The following is a 15,875-nucleotide window of genomic DNA, read 5'->3' on the forward strand; positions in this document are numbered from 1 at the left end:
TGATGCGTTAGGCCTTCGCTGCCGGCTTGCGTCCGCGCGAACGATTGCGCTTGCGATTGCCCATCGCATGCTCGCCGCCGCCATTGCCCTGATGCGCGTGTCCATGCGGACGATGCGCGCTGCCACCCTGTCGTTGCGAACGCTGCTGCGGCTGGCGCTGTCCCTGCTTCGGGCGTGGGGCGCGGTCATCCAGGCGCAGCGGTGCGGATAGCTCGAAGCCGGGCACTTCTTCAATCGCAATGTCTTGTTTTAGCAGCTTGCGGATGTCGCGCAGCAGGCCGGATTCGTCATGGCTGACCAGCGACAACGCCATACCATTGGAACCGGCGCGACCGGTACGGCCGATGCGGTGCACGTAATCTTCCGCCACCATCGGCAGATCGAAGTTGATCACGATTGGCAATTGGTCGATGTCGATACCACGCGCGGCGATATCCGTGGCCACCAGTACGGTGACGCGGCCGCTCTTGAAATCCGCCAGCGCACGCGTGCGTGCGTTCTGGCTCTTGTTGCCGTGGATGGCCGCTGCGCGCAGACCACACTGTTCCAGGTGATGCACCAGCTTGTCCGCGCCATGCTTGGTGCGGGTGAACACCAGCGTCTGGCGGCGGCTGTCCTGGCTGAGCACGTGCAGCAGCAGGTCCCGCTTGCGTGATGCATCGACCGGATGCACCTGATGGCTCACCGTGGTTGCCACGCTGTTGGCCGGCGTCACCGACACTTCGCGCGGCGAATGCATGAACTGCATCGCCAGCGATTTGATTTCGGGCGCAAAGGTGGCCGAGAACAGCAGTGTCTGGCGCTGCTTCGGCAGCGCGCTGATGATGCGCTTGAGCGAGGGGAGGAAGCCCATGTCGAGCATGCGGTCGGCTTCATCCAGTACCAACACTTCGACGCCGGAGAGATCGATCGTGCGCTGCTGCATGTGATCGACCAATCGGCCCGGCGTGGCGATGATGATGTCTGCGCCGCGGCGCAGAGCCTGTATCTGCGGGCCCATGCTGACACCGCCGAAGATCGTGGCGCTGCTGACTTTCAGATATTTTCCGTAGTCGCGAATGTTGCCGTGAATTTGCGCAGCCAATTCGCGCGTCGGCGTGAGCACCAAGGCACGCGGGCGACGCGTGCCCGAGGGGGCGGTGGAAGACATACGCTGCAGCAACGGCAGCGAGAACGCGGCGGTTTTGCCGGTGCCGGTTTGCGCTGCGGCCAGCAGATCGTGGCCCTCCAGCACAACGGGAATGGCGCCAGCCTGGACCGGGGTGGGTTTTGTATAGCCTTGGTCGGCAAGCGCGCGCAACAACGCAGGGGCTAAGCCCAGCGATTCGAAAGACATGAAATGCTCCTGTGCAACCCGGAGCTTTCGTGCAGAACCGCGTTGCCGTGATATATCGATGAGGGATGGATGCGCGGCCAGTAAAGCTGCGATCCGTTTGCCAGTATACACGAATGACGCCCAGGCCGTTCGTATCGCCGCTGCATCGTGTTAGCCTCGCGCCGTCTTTCGGGAGCCTTGCATGTCCGTCCTGTCAGCCCTCCGCGAGTTGAATCACGAGCAGCGGCACACTGTGCTGGCGAGCTTTCTCGGTTGGACGCTCGATGCGTTCGACTATTTCCTCTACACCTTCGTGATTGTCGGCATTGCGAACGAATTCCATGCCGATCGCACGGAGGTGACGCTGGGCGTGTTCCTCACGCTGGCGGCACGTCCGGTAGGCGCCTTGCTGTTCGGTCGCCTGGCCGATCGCTTCGGGCGGCGACCGGTGCTGATGATCGACGTGATGCTGTTTTCGCTGTTCGAACTGGCGACGGCGTTTTCCACCACGATGACGATGTTGCTGGCGCTGCGCTTCCTGTTCGGCGTGGCGATGGGCGGCGAATGGGGCATCGGCGCGTCGCTGGCGATGGAGTCGATCCCGCCGAAATCGCGCGGGCTAGTGTCGGGCTTGCTGCAAAGCGGCTATCCCTGCGGCTTTTTCCTCGGCGCGCTGGCGAACTGGCTGTTGATCGATCACATCGGCTGGCGCGGTCTATTTATCGTGGGCACTGTGCCGGCGCTGCTGGTGCTGTACATCCGTCGCAATGTGCCCGAATCGCCCGCATGGGAAGCGAGCCAGGCCGTGCACGGCAAGCTCAGTCTGGGCGAAGCGATGCGCGGGCACTGGAAACTGGCGATCTACCTGATGTGCTTGATGGCCGCATTCAACATGTTCAGCCACGGCTCGCAGGATATGTATCACACCTTCGAGGAAGTGAATCTGCATCTGCCCACTGGCTCAAGCGCGGCGTTTGTGCTTGTGGCGATGCTCAATCTCGGCGCGCTGGTGGGTGGCATCTGCTTTGGCGCGTGGTCGGAGAAGATCGGCCGCCGCCGCGCGATGATTATTGCCGCCTTGCTTGCGATTCCGGTGATTCCGCTGTGGACGTATGGCGGCTCGCTGTGGCTGCTGGGTATCGGCGCGTTCCTGATCCAGGTAATGGTGCAAGGAGCCTGGGGCGTGGTGCCGACGCACCTCAACGAACTGTCGCCGGATACCGTGCGTGGCACCTTGCCCGGGTTCGCTTATCAGATGGGCAACTTGATCGCCGCCGGCACAGCCACGGCACAATCCTGGCTGGCGGCGCAAGGCGCGGGATTGCCGCTGGTGATGTCCTTGTGGATTGCCGGAGTGGCGCTGCTGCTGGCGCTACTGGTCTGGCTAGGCCCCGAGGCGCGCGGCGTGCGCTTTGGTAGCTGATAGAATCCCCCTCTTTGGCTGACGAGAAACAGGCAATGAAGGCTGGCAAGGACAAGGTCATCGCGTTCCACTACACGCTTACCGTGGACGGCGAGAAGGTTGAAAGCTCGCACGAGGGTGGTGAGCCGTTGTGGATCCTGCTTGGCCATGGCCAGCTCATTCCGGGCCTGGAAAAGGCGCTGGAAGACCACGGCGCCGGCGACACGCTGCAGGTGGAAATTCCTGCGGTCGAAGGCTACGGCGAGCGCCAGGACGGGCAGATCCAGCGCGTACCGAAGAAGTACTTCCAGCAGGGCAATCGTCTGAAGCCCGGCATGGTGACGGTGCTGTCGCTCAAGCAAGGCGGCCAGCGCGCGGTGACGGTGCACAAGGTGGGCATGTCCACGGTCGACGTGGACCTCAATCATCCGATGGCCGGCAAGACGCTGAACTTCGACGTCGCGATCCAGGAAGTGCGCGAGGCGACGGAAGAGGAAATTCAGCACGGGCACGCGCATCCGCCGGGTGCCGAAGCGCACTGAATTGAAAGCGGGGAACGGGGAACGGGGAAACAGGGAACGGGGAACGTTAGGGTCTGTCGCGAAGAGAATCATCTTTGCGAGTATTGTCCCGTTCCCCGTTCCCCGTTCCCCGTTCCCTGCTACAGATCACACCAAGCTGATCTGCACATCCACATTGCCGCGCGTGGCGTGCGAATACGGGCAGATATCGCGGTGCGCGATATCGACCAGTTCCTGCGCCACCGCATGATCGATGCCCGGCAGGCTCACTTCCAGCTTCACCGCGATGGCAAAACCGGCGGGTTCGCGTGGGCCGATGCCGACGTGGCCGGTAACCGACGCATCCTTCAGCGTGACTTTCTTCTCGCGCGCCACGTAGCGCACGGCGCCTTCGAAGCAGGCGGCATAGCCGGCCGCGAACAACTGTTCCGGGTTGCTGCCCGGGCCGCCCGGGCCGCCGAGTTCCTTCGGCACTTTCAGATCGAAATCCAGCACGCCATCGCTGCTGTGGATATGGCCTTCGCGGCCACCCTTGGCGGTGGCGGTGGCGGTATAGAGAACTTTGGTTGGATTGCTCATGGCTTTTACTCTCGTTGGTCGGTAGGGGAGGCGAGCTGTGTCGCCAGGTTTTTCAACTCATCGCGCAGACGCTTGAAAGCGTCGACGGACATACAAAGTTTTTCGGCCATGCAGCGCGGCACTTCTTCCGCGCGTTCGCGCAGCGTATGCCCGGCATCTGTCAGGGTGATTTCCACTTCGCGTTCGTCGCTTTGACGGCGACGGCGGCCCAGCAGGCCGGCTTGCTGCAGTCGCTTCAGCAGCGGCGTGAGGGTGCCCGAATCCAACTGCAGCCGTTCGCCCAGTTCGCGCACGGTCAGCCCGTCTCGTTCCCATAACACCAGCATCACCAGGTATTGCGGGTAGGTCAGGTCCAATGCCTCAAGCAGCGGTCGGTAGGTCGCCGTCATGCGGCGCGAGGCTGCGTACAGCGCGAAACAGAGCTGTTCGTCCAGCAGCAGCGAAGGGGTGGGGGCTTTCTTCATTGCACGAACAATAGCATCAAATTTAATTGTGCACAATATAATTTTCGTGAAGAGAGCAACGAAGGGGCTGGACGTCAATCCAGCAGGCGCTTCCCATACTCGAAGTGATCGCGCCAATACGGCCCATCGATATCGTCCAGCCGGACGGTGCCGCCGCTGTTGGGCGCATGCACGAAGCGGCCCTTGCCCACGTAGACGCCAACGTGACTGATGCCGCTGCCGCTGCCGAAGAACACCAGGTCGCCGCTCATCAGCTCGTCCATGTGCTTGATCTTCTGGCCGTTCATCGACGCCATGTCGCGAGAGCTGTGCGGCAGCGCGATGTTGGCAGCGTTGAGGTAGATGTAGTCGACCAACCCACTGCAGTCGAAGCCGCCGGACGGCGTATTGCCGCCCCAGCGATAAGGCGTGCCGACCAGGGCCATGGCGCGGAACAGCACGTCGTTGGCCGTACCGATGGCGTTTTCCGGTGCACGTGCCGGTTCGTCGGCTAACGCCGAGCGCGAGGGTTTGTAGGTGGCTTCGCGGCGAGGCGAACTGGCGCAGGCAGCCAGCATCAGCAGCACGCCGATGAGTGCGCCGAGGCGCAGCACATGGGCGAGCGATCTGTGTGGGGCCTTAGCACCAGTGTCGGCCAGGAGCATGCGAAAAAAACCTCGGCGTTGTCTGCGCCGAGGTTATAACAAATCAATGGCTTGGCGTGAAGTTCTCAGGAATTGGAGGAGCTGGGCTGGGCGGGCGGCGGAGGCATCGGGCCTCCCGGTGGTGGAGGTGGCATATCCCCGCCATGCGGCGAGCCTGGCGGATGCGGCGGCATGGGAGAAAGGCTGAAGCGCACGGGCACTTTCATCCAGCTATCGGCCGTCTTGCTGTCTTCGGGTTTCGGGTAATGCCATTTCAACGCGGCATCGCTGGCGGCCTTGGTCAATTCGGGCGAAGCCTTGTTGTCGGCGTCGACTTCGACCTTGCGCGCGGAACCATCGGCACTCACCAACACCTTGAGCAGCACCACGCCCTGCTCGCGATTCCTGACGCCTTCGGGCGGGAAGGGCGGGGGAGGAAAGCCGCCGTGTTGCATGTCGGAACCGTTTCCCGGGTCCATCGGCAGCGGTTCCGGGCTTTGCGCCAGAGCGGCGCTAATGAGCAGCGCGGTCAGCGTCAGGCAACCGATACGACGCCGCCACGCGTTGCGAGAGTCATAACCAATCATGGTGAAGTGCTCCTCTTGATTTGCGGCTCAGGCGAGCCGGGGGATCGGGGACGCTCGCGTATCCACGCAGGTCTGCGCGCTGAGGCTCGGATACGGGGACGTCTCGCCTGAAAAATTACTCGTGCGCGCCAAATGGCAACAAGAGCAGCAGAGGACCACAATAGGTGGTCAACCTGGGGGCACTTCAAGGTTCTGCTGATTGAGGGTTTTGCCCGTGGCATCCCATGCGCGCAAGCGGTAATGGCCGGGATAGAGGTAGAGCTCGTTGTGCGAGTGTTTTCGCAGGAAGGTGTAGCGATCGGCCGGTGTAGCGTTGTCGGGTTCGTTAGCGTAGTGAGCATCGACCACGCAAGGGATCTGGCCCTCACAAAGATCGGTGCTGATCGGGTAGGGCAGGCGATGGCCGCCCAGCGTCAGCCACGTCGGCCGCTGGCTGAGGTCGAACGGCGCGCGCGGCAGGATCACTTCGCGCCGCAGCGCGTCGCTGCGCATCATGCCGTTGATGTCGAGGTCGCGGTCCGAGACAGGCGGTAAAACGACCGTGACGTCGTGCTGTTGCGGATCGGAGCTCCAGATGATGCCGTTGCTTCGCGCTCGAAGTACGTAAGGGTGCTCTTCGAAGAAACGGCTGGCGACCGTACTGTAGAAACCGAAATCCAAGCCACCCACCGCCACGTCGCGAAACTGCACCTGATCCACGCATAGCGGGTCGTAGCCGCTCATGCGCTTGAGTTGCATCGCCATCGGCTGGATTTTGCCGCCCAGGTTGCCGATTACCTTGTCGATGTGCGAATAACCGGCATGCACGAATAGTTTGGCCTGTGGATCCTTGGCGAACACCTTTTCGTAAAGCGTGCGCGCTTCCTGGCTGTCGCGATCATCAGTGGCGGCGTCTTCGGGATCGTAGGCAACAATGGTGTAACCGAGCTTGATCGCCTGGCGCACGATTTCGCCGTACAGCGGTTCGAGTACGTATTCGCTGCCCGAGGTATCGATCACATAGCCGCGGCGCATCAGATCCGTATCCTTGGGGCTGAGCGCTTCCACGGCGAAATACTGGAAGCCGAGCTCACGCAGGCGCGGCAGCAGGGCCAGCGTCAGTTCGCGGGTATGCGCATCGTGATGCGCTTCGTTCACCATCACGATGCGGCGTTTGTCGGCGAGCTTCACCACTGCTTCGGCGGCATCCACCGGCTGCCATTGATCCGATTGCGGTAACGACGTAGACCGGGGCGGCGCGATGCGGTTGTCGAAGGGGAAGACCATCATGGCTTCGTTGTAGAGGCCCAGCTCGCTGTCCACCGTGGCCAGCAGTTGCTCCGCGAGCGCTTTGTCGTCACCCGTAAGCTGCGGCATGACCGAGGTGAGGTACTCGTAGCGCGCCAGTCCGTTAGGCGCAGTGCCGAACCGGGTCAGCAGCTCGCTGGTGGTAGGGACAGACGGTTGCCCGTGCGCGCTGATCGAGGCCACCAGCACGGTCGTGCAAAGCAGGCACATCACAGTCTTCATGCGCATCGGCGTAGGGGACGCTGTCGTGGATGCAGCACCAGCGTGCGACGATGTTCGACGCCGCGCAAGTCCCCTTTGCCGAAGAGCTGCCTCGCGGCTTGGCGTCGCAGCAAATCAAGCACCAATGCACCTGATTTGCGGCAAACCACCCGTAGCCCGCCTAAGTCGGCCAGCTACAATGGTCCGATGAATGCTTCCCGCAGCGACGTATTGATTCTTGGTGGTGGTGTCATCGGCCTCGCTTGTGCACTGCATCTGCTGAAAGGTGGTACCCAGGTGCGCGTGCTGGAGCAGGGAACGCCGGGCTGCGGCAGCTCGCACGGCAACTGCGGCACGATCACCCCCAGCCATGCGGCACCCTTGACCATGCCGGGCACGCTCGGGGTGGCTTTGCGCTCGATGCTGCGCGCCGACGCGCCGCTCTACCTCAATCCTCGTCTCGATGGGCCGCGTCTGCGTTGGCTGTTGGGCTTCGCGCGGCATTGCAACTGGCAGAATTTCGAGCACGCGGCCCAGGCGCGGGCCGCGATCTTGCAGCGCTCGCGCAAGCTGCTCGCCGAGCTGGTGCGTGATGAGAAGCTGGATTGTGAATTCGTGGAAGAAGGACTGCTATACGTCTATCGTAGTGCCGCGCAGATGGCGGACGACGAACATCATCACGCGCAACTGCTCGATCGTATGGGCGTCCCTGTGCAGCGTCTGCACGGGGACGAAGTGGAAGCGATGGAGCCGGCGCTGAAGTCGGGCGTGCACGGCGGACTGTTCCATCCTGACGATGCGCGTTTGCGTCCGGACCGCTACGCGGCTGAACTGGCGCGGCTGGTGCGTGAACAAGGCGGCATCATCGAGACGGGTGCGAAGATCGAGCAGTTGGTAACGGACGGTAAGCGCATCACGAGCGTTTCGACATCGCGCGGCGACTTCACTGGCGACCGTGTACTGCTGGCGCTGGGTGCATGGTCGCCGTTGCTTGGCAAGCAACTGGGTTTGCACCTGCCGATGCAGCCCGGCAAGGGTTATTCGCTTACGTACACGCGACCGAAACAGGCGCCACGCTATGCCATGGTGCTGCGCGAAGCCAAGGTGTGCGTCACCACCTGGGACAGCGGCTTCCGCCTAGGCAGCACCATGGAGTTTTCCGGTTATTCGGAAGGGCTCAACCGCCGGCGCATGGATGCGTTGCGCCGCGGTGCGGCGGAAGGCTTGCGCGAGCCGGAAGGCCCACAGTTGCAGGAAGAATGGTGGGGCTGGCGCCCGATGAGCGTGGATGAAATACCGATCATTGGTCCGAGTGCGCGCTGGTCGAATCTGCATTTGGCTACTGGGCACGGGATGTTGGGCGTAAGCATGTCGGCGGCGACCGGGGAACTGGTTGCTGCGCAGATGCTTGGTGCTGCAACGGTGATTGATCCGGCGCCGTATGCGCCGTCGCGTTTTCGTCTTTAGTCATGCGTGCTAGTACGCATGTAAAGTCGCACGCTTGAATGAAGTAATGTTCAACGCGGATCGTCATTCCGGTCTTCGCCAGAATGACGTACGGCATTTGTAGGCCGTGCGGTGAATATTCAAAAAAACTTGGTTGCTAAAGCCACCGCAGGAGAACGCATGAACGAGCACTTCGATCTGATCGTCCTGGGAGCGGGTTCCGGCGGGTTGAGTGCGGCGCAGCGCGGGGCGCGTCTGGGTGCACGTGTGGCGCTGTTTGACCCGGACGTGCTCGGCGGCACCTGCGTAAATCGTGGTTGCGTGCCGAAGAAGGCGATGTGGTTCGCCGCGCAGATCGCCGACATGCATCGGCTGGGACGCGAGATCGGTTTCGACGCGGCGCCGTTGCGCCTGGATTGGGCGCGCTTTCGCGCCTTGCGCGATCAATACATCGCAGGCATCCGCCATCGTTATGCAACGCGCCTGGATTTGGCGGGCATACGCGTGATCGAGGAAGCAGCGCGTCTGGTTTCGAACGACACCGTGGTCACGGCAAAAGGCATGCAGGCCAGCGCGCCGCATATTGTGATCGCCACCGGTGCGCGTCCGCGTCTGCTCGATATACCTGGTTTCGAACTGGGCATCGTGTCCGATCAGATCTTCGCGCTCGATGCACCACCACAGCACGTCGCCGTGATAGGCGGAGGCTATGTGGCGGTGGAATTCGCCTGCGTGCTGAACGGACTAGGCTGCCAGGTGGATCTGCTGGTGCGCGAGAACCTGCTCACCGGATTCGATCTCGAACTGGTCGAGGCGCTGGCCGTGCAGATGCAGGCGCACGGCATTCGCATCGTGCGCAACACGCAGATCAAATCGGCGCGCGGCCAGCCGGGCAAGGTCACGTTGGACGCGACTGACGGCACTGAGCATGGTGTTTACGACAGCGTGCTGTGGGCGGTGGGGCGTGTGCCCAACAGCGAAGGTTTCGGACTGGAAGCACTCGGTGTGGAACGCGACGAACACGGTCACGTGCTGGTCGACGCATATCAGAATACCAACGTGCCGGGCCTCTACGCCGTGGGCGACGTCACCGATCGCAAGGCGCTCACGCCGGTGGCCGTGGCAGCGGGACGCGCGCTTGCCGATCGCCTGATCGGCAACCACCCCGGTGTGACGTTCGACGACAGCGCCATCCCCAGCGTGGTGTTTTCCGAACCGCCGTTGGGTGCCGTCGGCCTTACCGAGCAGCAGGCACGCGCGCGCTACGGCAACGCGGTGAACGTGCACACCGGCCGCTATACACCCTTGCTGTGGATGGTGGCCGGCCGTTCGGAACAAAGCGTGGTGAAGCTGGTGAGCGTGGGCGAGGCGCGCAAGGTGGTGGGCATCCACGTACTGGGGCCGGGCAGCGACGAACTGCTGCAAGGTTTTGCGGTGGCCATGCAAAAGGGGCTGGATTGGCACGACCTGAAGACGGCCATTGCCATCCACCCGACCGCTGCGGAGGAACTGCTGTTGCTGCACTGAACGCAGACGGGTCAAACTGGGCGAATGGATACGTTCACCCTTGCGCGCGGCACCGTGCCGCTGCTGATCAGCCTGCCGCACGACGGCACCCATATCCCCGACGACATGGCGGTGCGGCTGCAACCGCGCGCGCGCCGCGCGCCCGACACTGACTGGCATGTCGCGCGGCTGTACGAACCCCTGGCGCAGGAGTTGGGGGCGAGCGTGATCAAACCGGTCGCATCCCGCTACGTGGTCGACCTCAATCGGCCGGCAGACGGCCACGCCCTCTATCCGGGACGTCGCGAAACGGGCCTGGTGCCCACCATCGGCTTCGACGGCGAACCGCTTTACCTGGAAGGGCAGGAGCCTGATGCGGATGACATCCGCCGGCGCATCGAGATCTGGTGGCGCCCCTATCATCAGGCCCTGGCCGGCGAACTCGCGCGGCTGCAGGCGCAGCATGGCGGGGTGGTGCTGTGGGACGGCCATTCCATTCGTAGCCGGGTGCCCATGCTGTTCGAGGGGCGTTTGCCGGACTTCAACCTGGGCACCGCCGATGGCGCCAGCTGCGGCGCCGATCTGCAGTGGAACCTCACCAACGTGATGGAAGCCCAGGATCGTTACGATTTCGTAGTCAACGGACGCTTCAAGGGCGGCCACATCACCCGGCACTACGGCCGGCCGGCGGAGGGCGTACAGGCGGTGCAGCTCGAGCTGGTGCAGTGCCAGTACATGGATGAGGAAAGCTTTGCCTGGGATGACGCCAAGGCACAGCAGGTGCAAGCCACCATTCGTGAATTATTGCGATGCTGTCTTGCCTGAAGTGATAGGCCAGGCCGAGCGGATCGGAGCGTTTGTTTAAATAGCTACCCGCGACATCGATCCTTTCTTACCGTCGTTCAGTTTCAGTATGCCGAGTTGGATGCATTGTTAGGGCCGTCACGCCACCCGCGATAGCCGGGTTCCGGCCGGGTCCGTGGCGATCAAAATTTCGAGGCTCATGATCATGATGCGTAAACTTGCGATCGCTTCTCTGCTCGTGGCAGGTGTCGCTCTTTCCGGTTCCGTGCTGGCCCAGGACACGTCGGCTGCTCCGGCATCCGCGTCGACGTCGGCCACCACGACCAAGCACCATACCAAGTCTTCGACCCATAAGACGCACAAGACCAAGAAATCCAGCAGCGCCGAGCCGGCTTCCAGCAGCACCGCTGGCAAGTAATCAGCCAGATGTAATCTCGGCATCCGATTTGGATGCAAAGACGAAGACCCGGTGGGCGAGAGCCCCCGGGTTTTTTTATGTCAGCGTGGCAACGCGGCGATGCACTTCAGTTCGATCGCAATCGGCGTCGGCAGTGCGGTGATACCCAGCGTGGTGCGGCAGGCATTCACGCCGCGGAAATATTCGGCGTAGAGACGGTTGTAGGTGGGAAAGTCGCGCGCCATGTCGGTGAGGAACACGGTGATGTCCACCAGATCCTCCCAGCGCGCGCCGCTGGCTTCGAGCACCGCGCGCACGTTGGCGAACACCTGCCGGCATTGCTGTTCGATGTCGTAGCCAATCAGCTTTCCTTCGGCATCGTAGACGTTGCCGGGAATGGTGTTGCTGCCAGGCTCGCGCGGACCCACGCCGGAAAGAAACAGCAAATCGCCCACACGGCGCGCGTGCGGATAGGCGCCGACCGGTGCCGGCGCGGTATCGGTGCGCACCACGTCGCTCATCGCAGTTCCCTGGCGTTGCGCATCAGCAGTTGCAGCGCCTGTTCGTAGTTCGGGCGCAGCGATTCGCGCGACGACACATGCATCCCCAAATCATGCATGTGGCCGTTGGAGAGGCTGTAGCACCAGGCATGCACGGAAAGCGGTTGCCCGCGATCCCAGGCGTCCATCACAATGGTGGTCTGGCCGACGTTGACCACTTGTTCGATCGCGTTGAGTTCGCACAGGCGCATGTTGCGCAAAGGCATCGAATCGAGTGTGGCCAGCTTATCCACGTGCTTGTGCGCCACATCGCCGACGTGACGCAGCCAGTTGTCGACCAGGCCGAGTCGGCGTTCGTCCAGCACTGCCTGCACGCCGCCGCAGCCGTAGTGGCCGACCACGATGATGTGCTCCACTTTCAGCACGTCCACGGCGAACTGGATGGTGCTGAGGCAGTTGAGATCGGTATGCGCCACTACGTTGGCGACATTGCGCTGCACGAAGATTTCGCCGGGTGGTAGGTCAACGATCTGCGTGGCCGGCACGCGCGAATCGGAGCAGCCGATCCACAGATACTTGGGCGACTGCTGCTTGGCCAAGCGTTCGAAGAATTTAGGATCGGCTTGCGTCACCGACGCTGACCAGCGGCGGTTGCTGTCGATCAGATCCTGCAATGGACTGCTCAAGATGTCTTCCTCAGTAACGAATGCATATGTTGCGTGGCTCGGTGAAGAAGCGCAGCGCTTCCGCGCCGCCTTCGCGACCGACGCCGGATTGCTTGCTGCCGCCGAACGGCGTGCGCAGATCGCGCAGCAGCCAGCAGTTGATCCACACGATACCGAATTCCAGTTGCGCGCCCATGCGATGCGCGCGCGAAAGGTCGCCGGTCCATAACGATGCGGCAAGTCCGTAGCCGGTGCCGTTGGCGATGGCAAGCGCTTGCGCTTCATCGTCGAACGGAATCAGTGTGACGACGGGGCCGAAGATTTCCTGCTGATTCGTATGCGTATCGTTGGCGAGCCCTTCGATCACCGTCGGCGCGACGAACCAGCCATCGGCGCAACGTCCATCGAGTTGCAGTGCATCGCCGCCGCACAGTATGCGCCCGCCTTCCTCGCGCGCCTGCATGATGCAACGCATGACCTTGTCGAAATGTTCGCGCGAAACCAGTGCGCCCAGATCGCTGGAGGCTGCTTGAGGATCGCCCACGCGCAGCGCTTTCACCTTCGCCAGGTAGCGCTCGCGGAAGCTGTCGTAGATCGAACGCTGCACCAGCAGGCGCGAGCCGCACAGGCAGATCTCGCCCTGGTTGGCGAAACCCGAACGCACAATGGTGTTGAGGTTTTCCTCGCTGAGCTCGGCGTCGGCGAACACAATGGCGGGGTTCTTGCCACCCAGTTCCAGCGAGAGCTTCTTGAACTGCGGTGCGGCCGTCGCAGCAATGCTGGCGCCGGTGCGCGTGCTGCCAGTGAAGGAAATAGCCTTCACCGCAGGATGTTCGACGATGGCCTGGCCGGTGGTAGGGCCGCGGCCATGCACGATGTTCAGAACGCCGGGCGGAAAGCCGGCTTCGATGCTCAACTCACCGAGCAAGGCGGCAGTGCAAGGCGTGATTTCCGAAGGCTTGGCGATGACCACGTTGCCGCTGGCCAGTGCTGGTGCGATCTTCCAGGTGAACAGGTACAGCGGAAGATTCCACGGGCTAATGCAGCCGACCACGCCAAGCGGATGGCGCAATGTGTAATTGATCGCGCCGGTTTCCATCGCATGCGCTTCGCTCTCCCAGCCGACGATGGCGGCGGCGAAGAAGCGCAGGTTGGAGACGGCGCGAGGAATATCCAGGCGCTTGGCCAGCGATACCGGCTTGCCGCTGTCGCGCGATTCCAGCGCGGCGAATTCATCGAGACGTGCTTCGATCAGATCGGCTAGCCGATGCAGCAGTCGTGCACGTGTTTCGGCCGGCGTTGCAGCCCATCCCGGTGCTGCCTTTTGCGCGGCCTTGGCAGCGGCATCGACGTCGGCGGCGGAGGAGTCGGGAGATTGCGCAAACACTGCGCCGGTTGCTGGTTCGTAGACGTCGAGCCAGCGATCGTCCAAAGGCGGCTGCAGGCGGCCGTCGATGAGGTTGGCGAGGCGGGTGCTTGGCATCTTTACAAGCTTAGGGCCAATTGGGGGTGATTGCACCGGACGCATGGGTATGTGTGCGGCAGATCGGGAATCGTAAATCGTCAATCGAGAATGGTAAGAGCGGAGAGCGCTTTGCTTTTCACCATTTACGATTCCCGGCTCTCCATCAACTCAACGCCTTCGTCCGCCCGCCATCGACCGCGATGCTTACGCCATTGACGTAAGCCGCCGCCGGCGTGCAAAGGAACGCGATCACCGCCGCGATTTCGCCAGGTTCACCGAAACGGCGAGCAGGCACTGCGGCGGCCATTTCCTGGGCCAGTTCCTGTTCGCTGCGTCCGCTCTTTTGCGCCTGCGCGGTTAGCAGGCCATCCAGTCGGGCAGTGCGGGTGTAGCCGGGCAGCACGTTATTGACGGTGATGCCGTCGGCGGCCAGTTCGCCGGACAGTGTCTTGGCCCAGGACGCCATTGCCGCGCGCACGGTATTGGAAACGCCGAGCCCCGGGATGGGTTCCTTTACCGAGGTTGAGATTACGTTCACCACCCGCCCGTAGCCACTATCGCGCATGCCCGGCAGCACCACCTGCAGCAGCGTGTGAGCGGCCAGCACGTGCTGGCGAAAAGTATTCTCGAAGGCGGCCGCTTCGGCGCTGTGGATCGGGCCACCCGGCGGTCCGCCAGTGTTGTTGATCAGGATATGCACGGGATTAGCCTCGACGATGTCGGCAGCCGCAGTGCGCAGGGCATCGGCATCCAGCATGTCGGCGCTGCGCCAGCCATGTCGTTGGGTGGCATGCGTGCGCGGCAGGCTATCGGCAAGTGCAGTCAGGCGTTCGGCCGAACGCGCAAGCAGAGTGACGTCGGCGCCCAGTTCGGCCAGTTCGACGGCCGCGGCACGGCCGATGCCCTGCGATGCGCCACACACCAGGGCGTGACGTCCGCTCAGATTCAAATCCATGGGATCTCCCGATAGTTGGCAGACTCTAGCCGCGGCTGTGCCATTGCATAGCCAGCGCGGCTATCCAACAGGTCCACGCCAGCCATTGACTGTAGCGCCAGATGCGCCACAGGCGCGTGATCGACGCATCGTCGATGGCCGGGATGGCCGGCGAGCGCAGCACGTTCTGCATGCGTAGCCACAGCTGCGGGCCGTGCGCGGCCTGCGCGCTGCCGGTATCCACAATCACTTTCCAATGCTGCGGATAGTCCTCGCGCAGGTGCTTGGCGATGCGAAACGGCAACACGGCGTGCGTGATGAAACAGACCAGGCCAATCATCAGCAAGCCGATGTAGACCACGAAGGGGATCAAGGGCTTCTCCGGGTCACGCCGAGGTCCGCGCCTAGCGAATTAAGCAGGCCGTTACCTTGAGGAGCTTTGCCGCATACGGCCTTGCTGACCGCTTGCTTATACGTTTTGTCCATCATGCCGATCCACACCTGGCCCTCGGGCCCGTGCTGAATCTTGTAGCTGCCGCCCATGGTGGTTGCGGCGGGCGTAGTGCTGGTGGTGGTGGAGAAAGTGCTGGCCGATTGTTCCCAGTAGGTGCTGTCCGTCTGCTGCTTGGACGAGCTGTACACCACTAGATAGCGCGCACGGTCGCTAGTGACTTCCACGCTGCCGAACGCGCCACTGTCGTTGTCGCTCCAGCCCATGTATTCGCACAGCTTCACATCCTGCGAGTCGATCGGCTGGAAGGCTTCGTCCAACTGCACCACGGTGGGCGCGAACAGATAGGCGCCACTACCGATGGAGCGGCCGACCAGTTCCGACTTCACGCCAACCTTGTAGGGAAGCTTCACGTCCGGTGGCAGGCGAAAGCTCAGGAAATAGCTGCGCGAACCGTTGATCGCTACCACTTGGCTGCCGGGGCCGAGTTCGAAGCGCTGCGGCCGCCAGGGCAACAGCGTCTGGTAGGAGAAATCGGCAAACGTCGTGCAGCACGGCGTGGCGTCGCTGAGCGCCTTTCTGGCCTCGGCCAGCGGTCGGATCGGCTGGCCTTGCGGCAGCAGGTCGGTCGGCAGCGGCAGCTTAGGCAGCTTGACGCTGTGGCAAGCCGCAAGCAGCAGGACGGAGGAGAGGAGTATGAGTACCAGTCTAAAACGCATGGGGAAAAG

General features: G+C 62.7%; 18 protein-coding genes. 6 read left to right on the top strand and 12 right to left on the bottom strand.

The window, feature by feature from the left end; all coding sequences use genetic code 11:
* Nucleotides 1-7: 7 nt before the first annotated feature.
* The gene (locus ISP18_RS06615; RefSeq protein ID WP_380008374.1) at nucleotides 8-1,336 is read right to left on the bottom strand and encodes a DEAD/DEAH box helicase; all 1,329 of its coding nucleotides are present in this window, start codon (nucleotides 1,334-1,336) and stop codon (nucleotides 8-10) included.
* Between the two features lie 181 nt (nucleotides 1,337-1,517).
* Between ISP18_RS06615 and ISP18_RS06620 the strand changes: the two genes are divergently transcribed.
* On the top strand, nucleotides 1,518-2,738 hold the full coding sequence (locus tag ISP18_RS06620; protein WP_380008377.1) for an MFS transporter: 1,221 nt from the start codon (nucleotides 1,518-1,520) through the stop codon (nucleotides 2,736-2,738).
* A gap of 35 nt (nucleotides 2,739-2,773) precedes the next feature.
* Nucleotides 2,774-3,259: an FKBP-type peptidyl-prolyl cis-trans isomerase gene (locus tag ISP18_RS06625; protein WP_380008380.1), complete on the top strand. Its 486-nt coding sequence runs from the start codon at nucleotides 2,774-2,776 to the stop codon at nucleotides 3,257-3,259.
* Between the two features lie 126 nt (nucleotides 3,260-3,385).
* Here the strand turns inward: ISP18_RS06625 and ISP18_RS06630 are convergent, their stop codons facing one another.
* From ISP18_RS06630 to ISP18_RS06650, 5 genes are all read right to left on the bottom strand, one after another.
* Nucleotides 3,386-3,817: an organic hydroperoxide resistance protein gene (locus tag ISP18_RS06630; RefSeq protein WP_380008383.1), complete on the bottom strand. Its 432-nt coding sequence runs from the start codon at nucleotides 3,815-3,817 to the stop codon at nucleotides 3,386-3,388.
* Between the two features lie 5 nt (nucleotides 3,818-3,822).
* Nucleotides 3,823-4,281 (bottom strand): MarR family winged helix-turn-helix transcriptional regulator, encoded by a 459-nt coding sequence (locus tag ISP18_RS06635; protein WP_380008386.1) that lies wholly within the window; start codon nucleotides 4,279-4,281, stop codon nucleotides 3,823-3,825.
* A gap of 74 nt (nucleotides 4,282-4,355) precedes the next feature.
* On the bottom strand, nucleotides 4,356-4,925 hold the full coding sequence (locus ISP18_RS06640) for a C40 family peptidase (RefSeq protein ID WP_380008389.1): 570 nt from the start codon (nucleotides 4,923-4,925) through the stop codon (nucleotides 4,356-4,358).
* 65 nt (nucleotides 4,926-4,990) lie between these two features.
* Nucleotides 4,991-5,491, bottom strand: a complete 501-nt coding sequence (locus ISP18_RS06645; protein WP_380008392.1) for an energy transducer TonB — start codon at nucleotides 5,489-5,491, stop codon at nucleotides 4,991-4,993.
* A 168-nt stretch (nucleotides 5,492-5,659) separates the two neighbouring features.
* The gene (locus tag ISP18_RS06650) at nucleotides 5,660-7,000 is read right to left on the bottom strand and encodes a hypothetical protein (protein WP_380008395.1); all 1,341 of its coding nucleotides are present in this window, start codon (nucleotides 6,998-7,000) and stop codon (nucleotides 5,660-5,662) included.
* A 186-nt stretch (nucleotides 7,001-7,186) separates the two neighbouring features.
* Between ISP18_RS06650 and ISP18_RS06655 the strand changes: the two genes are divergently transcribed.
* The 4 genes from ISP18_RS06655 (at nucleotide 7,187) to ISP18_RS06670 (ending at nucleotide 11,153) form a co-directional block, all read left to right on the top strand.
* The gene (locus tag ISP18_RS06655; RefSeq protein WP_380008398.1) at nucleotides 7,187-8,446 is read left to right on the top strand and encodes an NAD(P)/FAD-dependent oxidoreductase; all 1,260 of its coding nucleotides are present in this window, start codon (nucleotides 7,187-7,189) and stop codon (nucleotides 8,444-8,446) included.
* Between the two features lie 159 nt (nucleotides 8,447-8,605).
* Nucleotides 8,606-9,952, top strand: coding sequence for a glutathione-disulfide reductase (gene gorA, locus ISP18_RS06660; protein WP_380008401.1), 1,347 nt, complete (start codon nucleotides 8,606-8,608; stop codon nucleotides 9,950-9,952).
* Nucleotides 9,953-9,976: 24 nt separating this feature from the next.
* Nucleotides 9,977-10,756: an N-formylglutamate deformylase gene (gene hutG, locus ISP18_RS06665; protein ID WP_380008404.1), complete on the top strand. Its 780-nt coding sequence runs from the start codon at nucleotides 9,977-9,979 to the stop codon at nucleotides 10,754-10,756.
* Nucleotides 10,757-10,940: 184 nt separating this feature from the next.
* On the top strand, nucleotides 10,941-11,153 hold the full coding sequence (locus tag ISP18_RS06670) for a hypothetical protein (RefSeq protein ID WP_380008407.1): 213 nt from the start codon (nucleotides 10,941-10,943) through the stop codon (nucleotides 11,151-11,153).
* An 80-nt stretch (nucleotides 11,154-11,233) separates the two neighbouring features.
* Here ISP18_RS06670 and ISP18_RS06675 read toward each other — a convergent pair whose 3' ends face one another.
* From ISP18_RS06675 to ISP18_RS06700, 6 genes are all read right to left on the bottom strand, one after another.
* Nucleotides 11,234-11,653, bottom strand: a complete 420-nt coding sequence (locus tag ISP18_RS06675; protein WP_380008410.1) for a RidA family protein — start codon at nucleotides 11,651-11,653, stop codon at nucleotides 11,234-11,236.
* Complete coding sequence (gene can / locus ISP18_RS06680; RefSeq protein WP_380008413.1) at nucleotides 11,650-12,318, bottom strand: carbonate dehydratase; 669 nt, start codon at nucleotides 12,316-12,318, stop codon at nucleotides 11,650-11,652. Before can ends, ISP18_RS06675 begins: the two co-directional genes overlap by 4 nt.
* Before the next feature lie 10 nt (nucleotides 12,319-12,328).
* Nucleotides 12,329-13,780, bottom strand: a complete 1,452-nt coding sequence (locus ISP18_RS06685) for an aldehyde dehydrogenase (protein ID WP_380008416.1) — start codon at nucleotides 13,778-13,780, stop codon at nucleotides 12,329-12,331.
* A 145-nt stretch (nucleotides 13,781-13,925) separates the two neighbouring features.
* Complete coding sequence (locus ISP18_RS06690) at nucleotides 13,926-14,717, bottom strand: SDR family oxidoreductase (RefSeq protein WP_380008419.1); 792 nt, start codon at nucleotides 14,715-14,717, stop codon at nucleotides 13,926-13,928.
* 25 nt (nucleotides 14,718-14,742) lie between these two features.
* A complete protein-coding gene (locus ISP18_RS06695; protein ID WP_380008422.1) occupies nucleotides 14,743-15,069 on the bottom strand; it encodes a hypothetical protein in 327 nt (108 codons plus the stop codon).
* Nucleotides 15,066-15,866 carry a MalM family protein gene (locus tag ISP18_RS06700; protein WP_380008425.1) on the bottom strand — a complete coding sequence of 267 codons (801 nt, stop codon included), beginning with the start codon at nucleotides 15,864-15,866 and terminating at the stop codon, nucleotides 15,066-15,068. Before ISP18_RS06700 ends, ISP18_RS06695 begins: the two co-directional genes overlap by 4 nt.
* Nucleotides 15,867-15,875 lie beyond the last annotated feature (9 nt).

The sequence above is a fragment of the Dyella humi genome (assembly GCF_044904605.1).
GTDB lineage: Bacteria > Pseudomonadota > Gammaproteobacteria > Xanthomonadales > Rhodanobacteraceae > Dyella_B > Dyella_B humi.

Excerpts from the sequence above, each read along its gene's own strand:
- ISP18_RS06655 (WP_380008398.1), top strand. The coding sequence starts at position 7,187 with ATGAATGCTTCCCGCAGCGACGTATTGATTCTTGGTGGTGGTGTCATC.
- ISP18_RS06630 (WP_380008383.1), bottom strand. The coding sequence starts at position 3,817 with ATGAGCAATCCAACCAAAGTTCTCTATACCGCCACCGCCACCGCCAAG.
- ISP18_RS06625 (WP_380008380.1), top strand. The coding sequence starts at position 2,774 with ATGAAGGCTGGCAAGGACAAGGTCATCGCGTTCCACTACACGCTTACC.
- ISP18_RS06685 (WP_380008416.1), bottom strand. The coding sequence starts at position 13,780 with ATGCCAAGCACCCGCCTCGCCAACCTCATCGACGGCCGCCTGCAGCCG.
- ISP18_RS06700 (WP_380008425.1), bottom strand. The coding sequence starts at position 15,866 with ATGCGTTTTAGACTGGTACTCATACTCCTCTCCTCCGTCCTGCTGCTT.
- gorA (WP_380008401.1), top strand. The coding sequence starts at position 8,606 with ATGAACGAGCACTTCGATCTGATCGTCCTGGGAGCGGGTTCCGGCGGG.
- ISP18_RS06690 (WP_380008419.1), bottom strand. The coding sequence starts at position 14,717 with ATGGATTTGAATCTGAGCGGACGTCACGCCCTGGTGTGTGGCGCATCG.
- ISP18_RS06645 (WP_380008392.1), bottom strand. The coding sequence starts at position 5,491 with ATGATTGGTTATGACTCTCGCAACGCGTGGCGGCGTCGTATCGGTTGC.
- ISP18_RS06635 (WP_380008386.1), bottom strand. The coding sequence starts at position 4,281 with ATGAAGAAAGCCCCCACCCCTTCGCTGCTGCTGGACGAACAGCTCTGT.
- hutG (WP_380008404.1), top strand. The coding sequence starts at position 9,977 with ATGGATACGTTCACCCTTGCGCGCGGCACCGTGCCGCTGCTGATCAGC.
- ISP18_RS06650 (WP_380008395.1), bottom strand. The coding sequence starts at position 7,000 with ATGAAGACTGTGATGTGCCTGCTTTGCACGACCGTGCTGGTGGCCTCG.
- ISP18_RS06675 (WP_380008410.1), bottom strand. The coding sequence starts at position 11,653 with ATGAGCGACGTGGTGCGCACCGATACCGCGCCGGCACCGGTCGGCGCC.
- ISP18_RS06640 (WP_380008389.1), bottom strand. The coding sequence starts at position 4,925 with ATGCTCCTGGCCGACACTGGTGCTAAGGCCCCACACAGATCGCTCGCC.
- ISP18_RS06620 (WP_380008377.1), top strand. The coding sequence starts at position 1,518 with ATGTCCGTCCTGTCAGCCCTCCGCGAGTTGAATCACGAGCAGCGGCAC.
- ISP18_RS06670 (WP_380008407.1), top strand. The coding sequence starts at position 10,941 with ATGATGCGTAAACTTGCGATCGCTTCTCTGCTCGTGGCAGGTGTCGCT.
- ISP18_RS06615 (WP_380008374.1), bottom strand. The coding sequence starts at position 1,336 with ATGTCTTTCGAATCGCTGGGCTTAGCCCCTGCGTTGTTGCGCGCGCTT.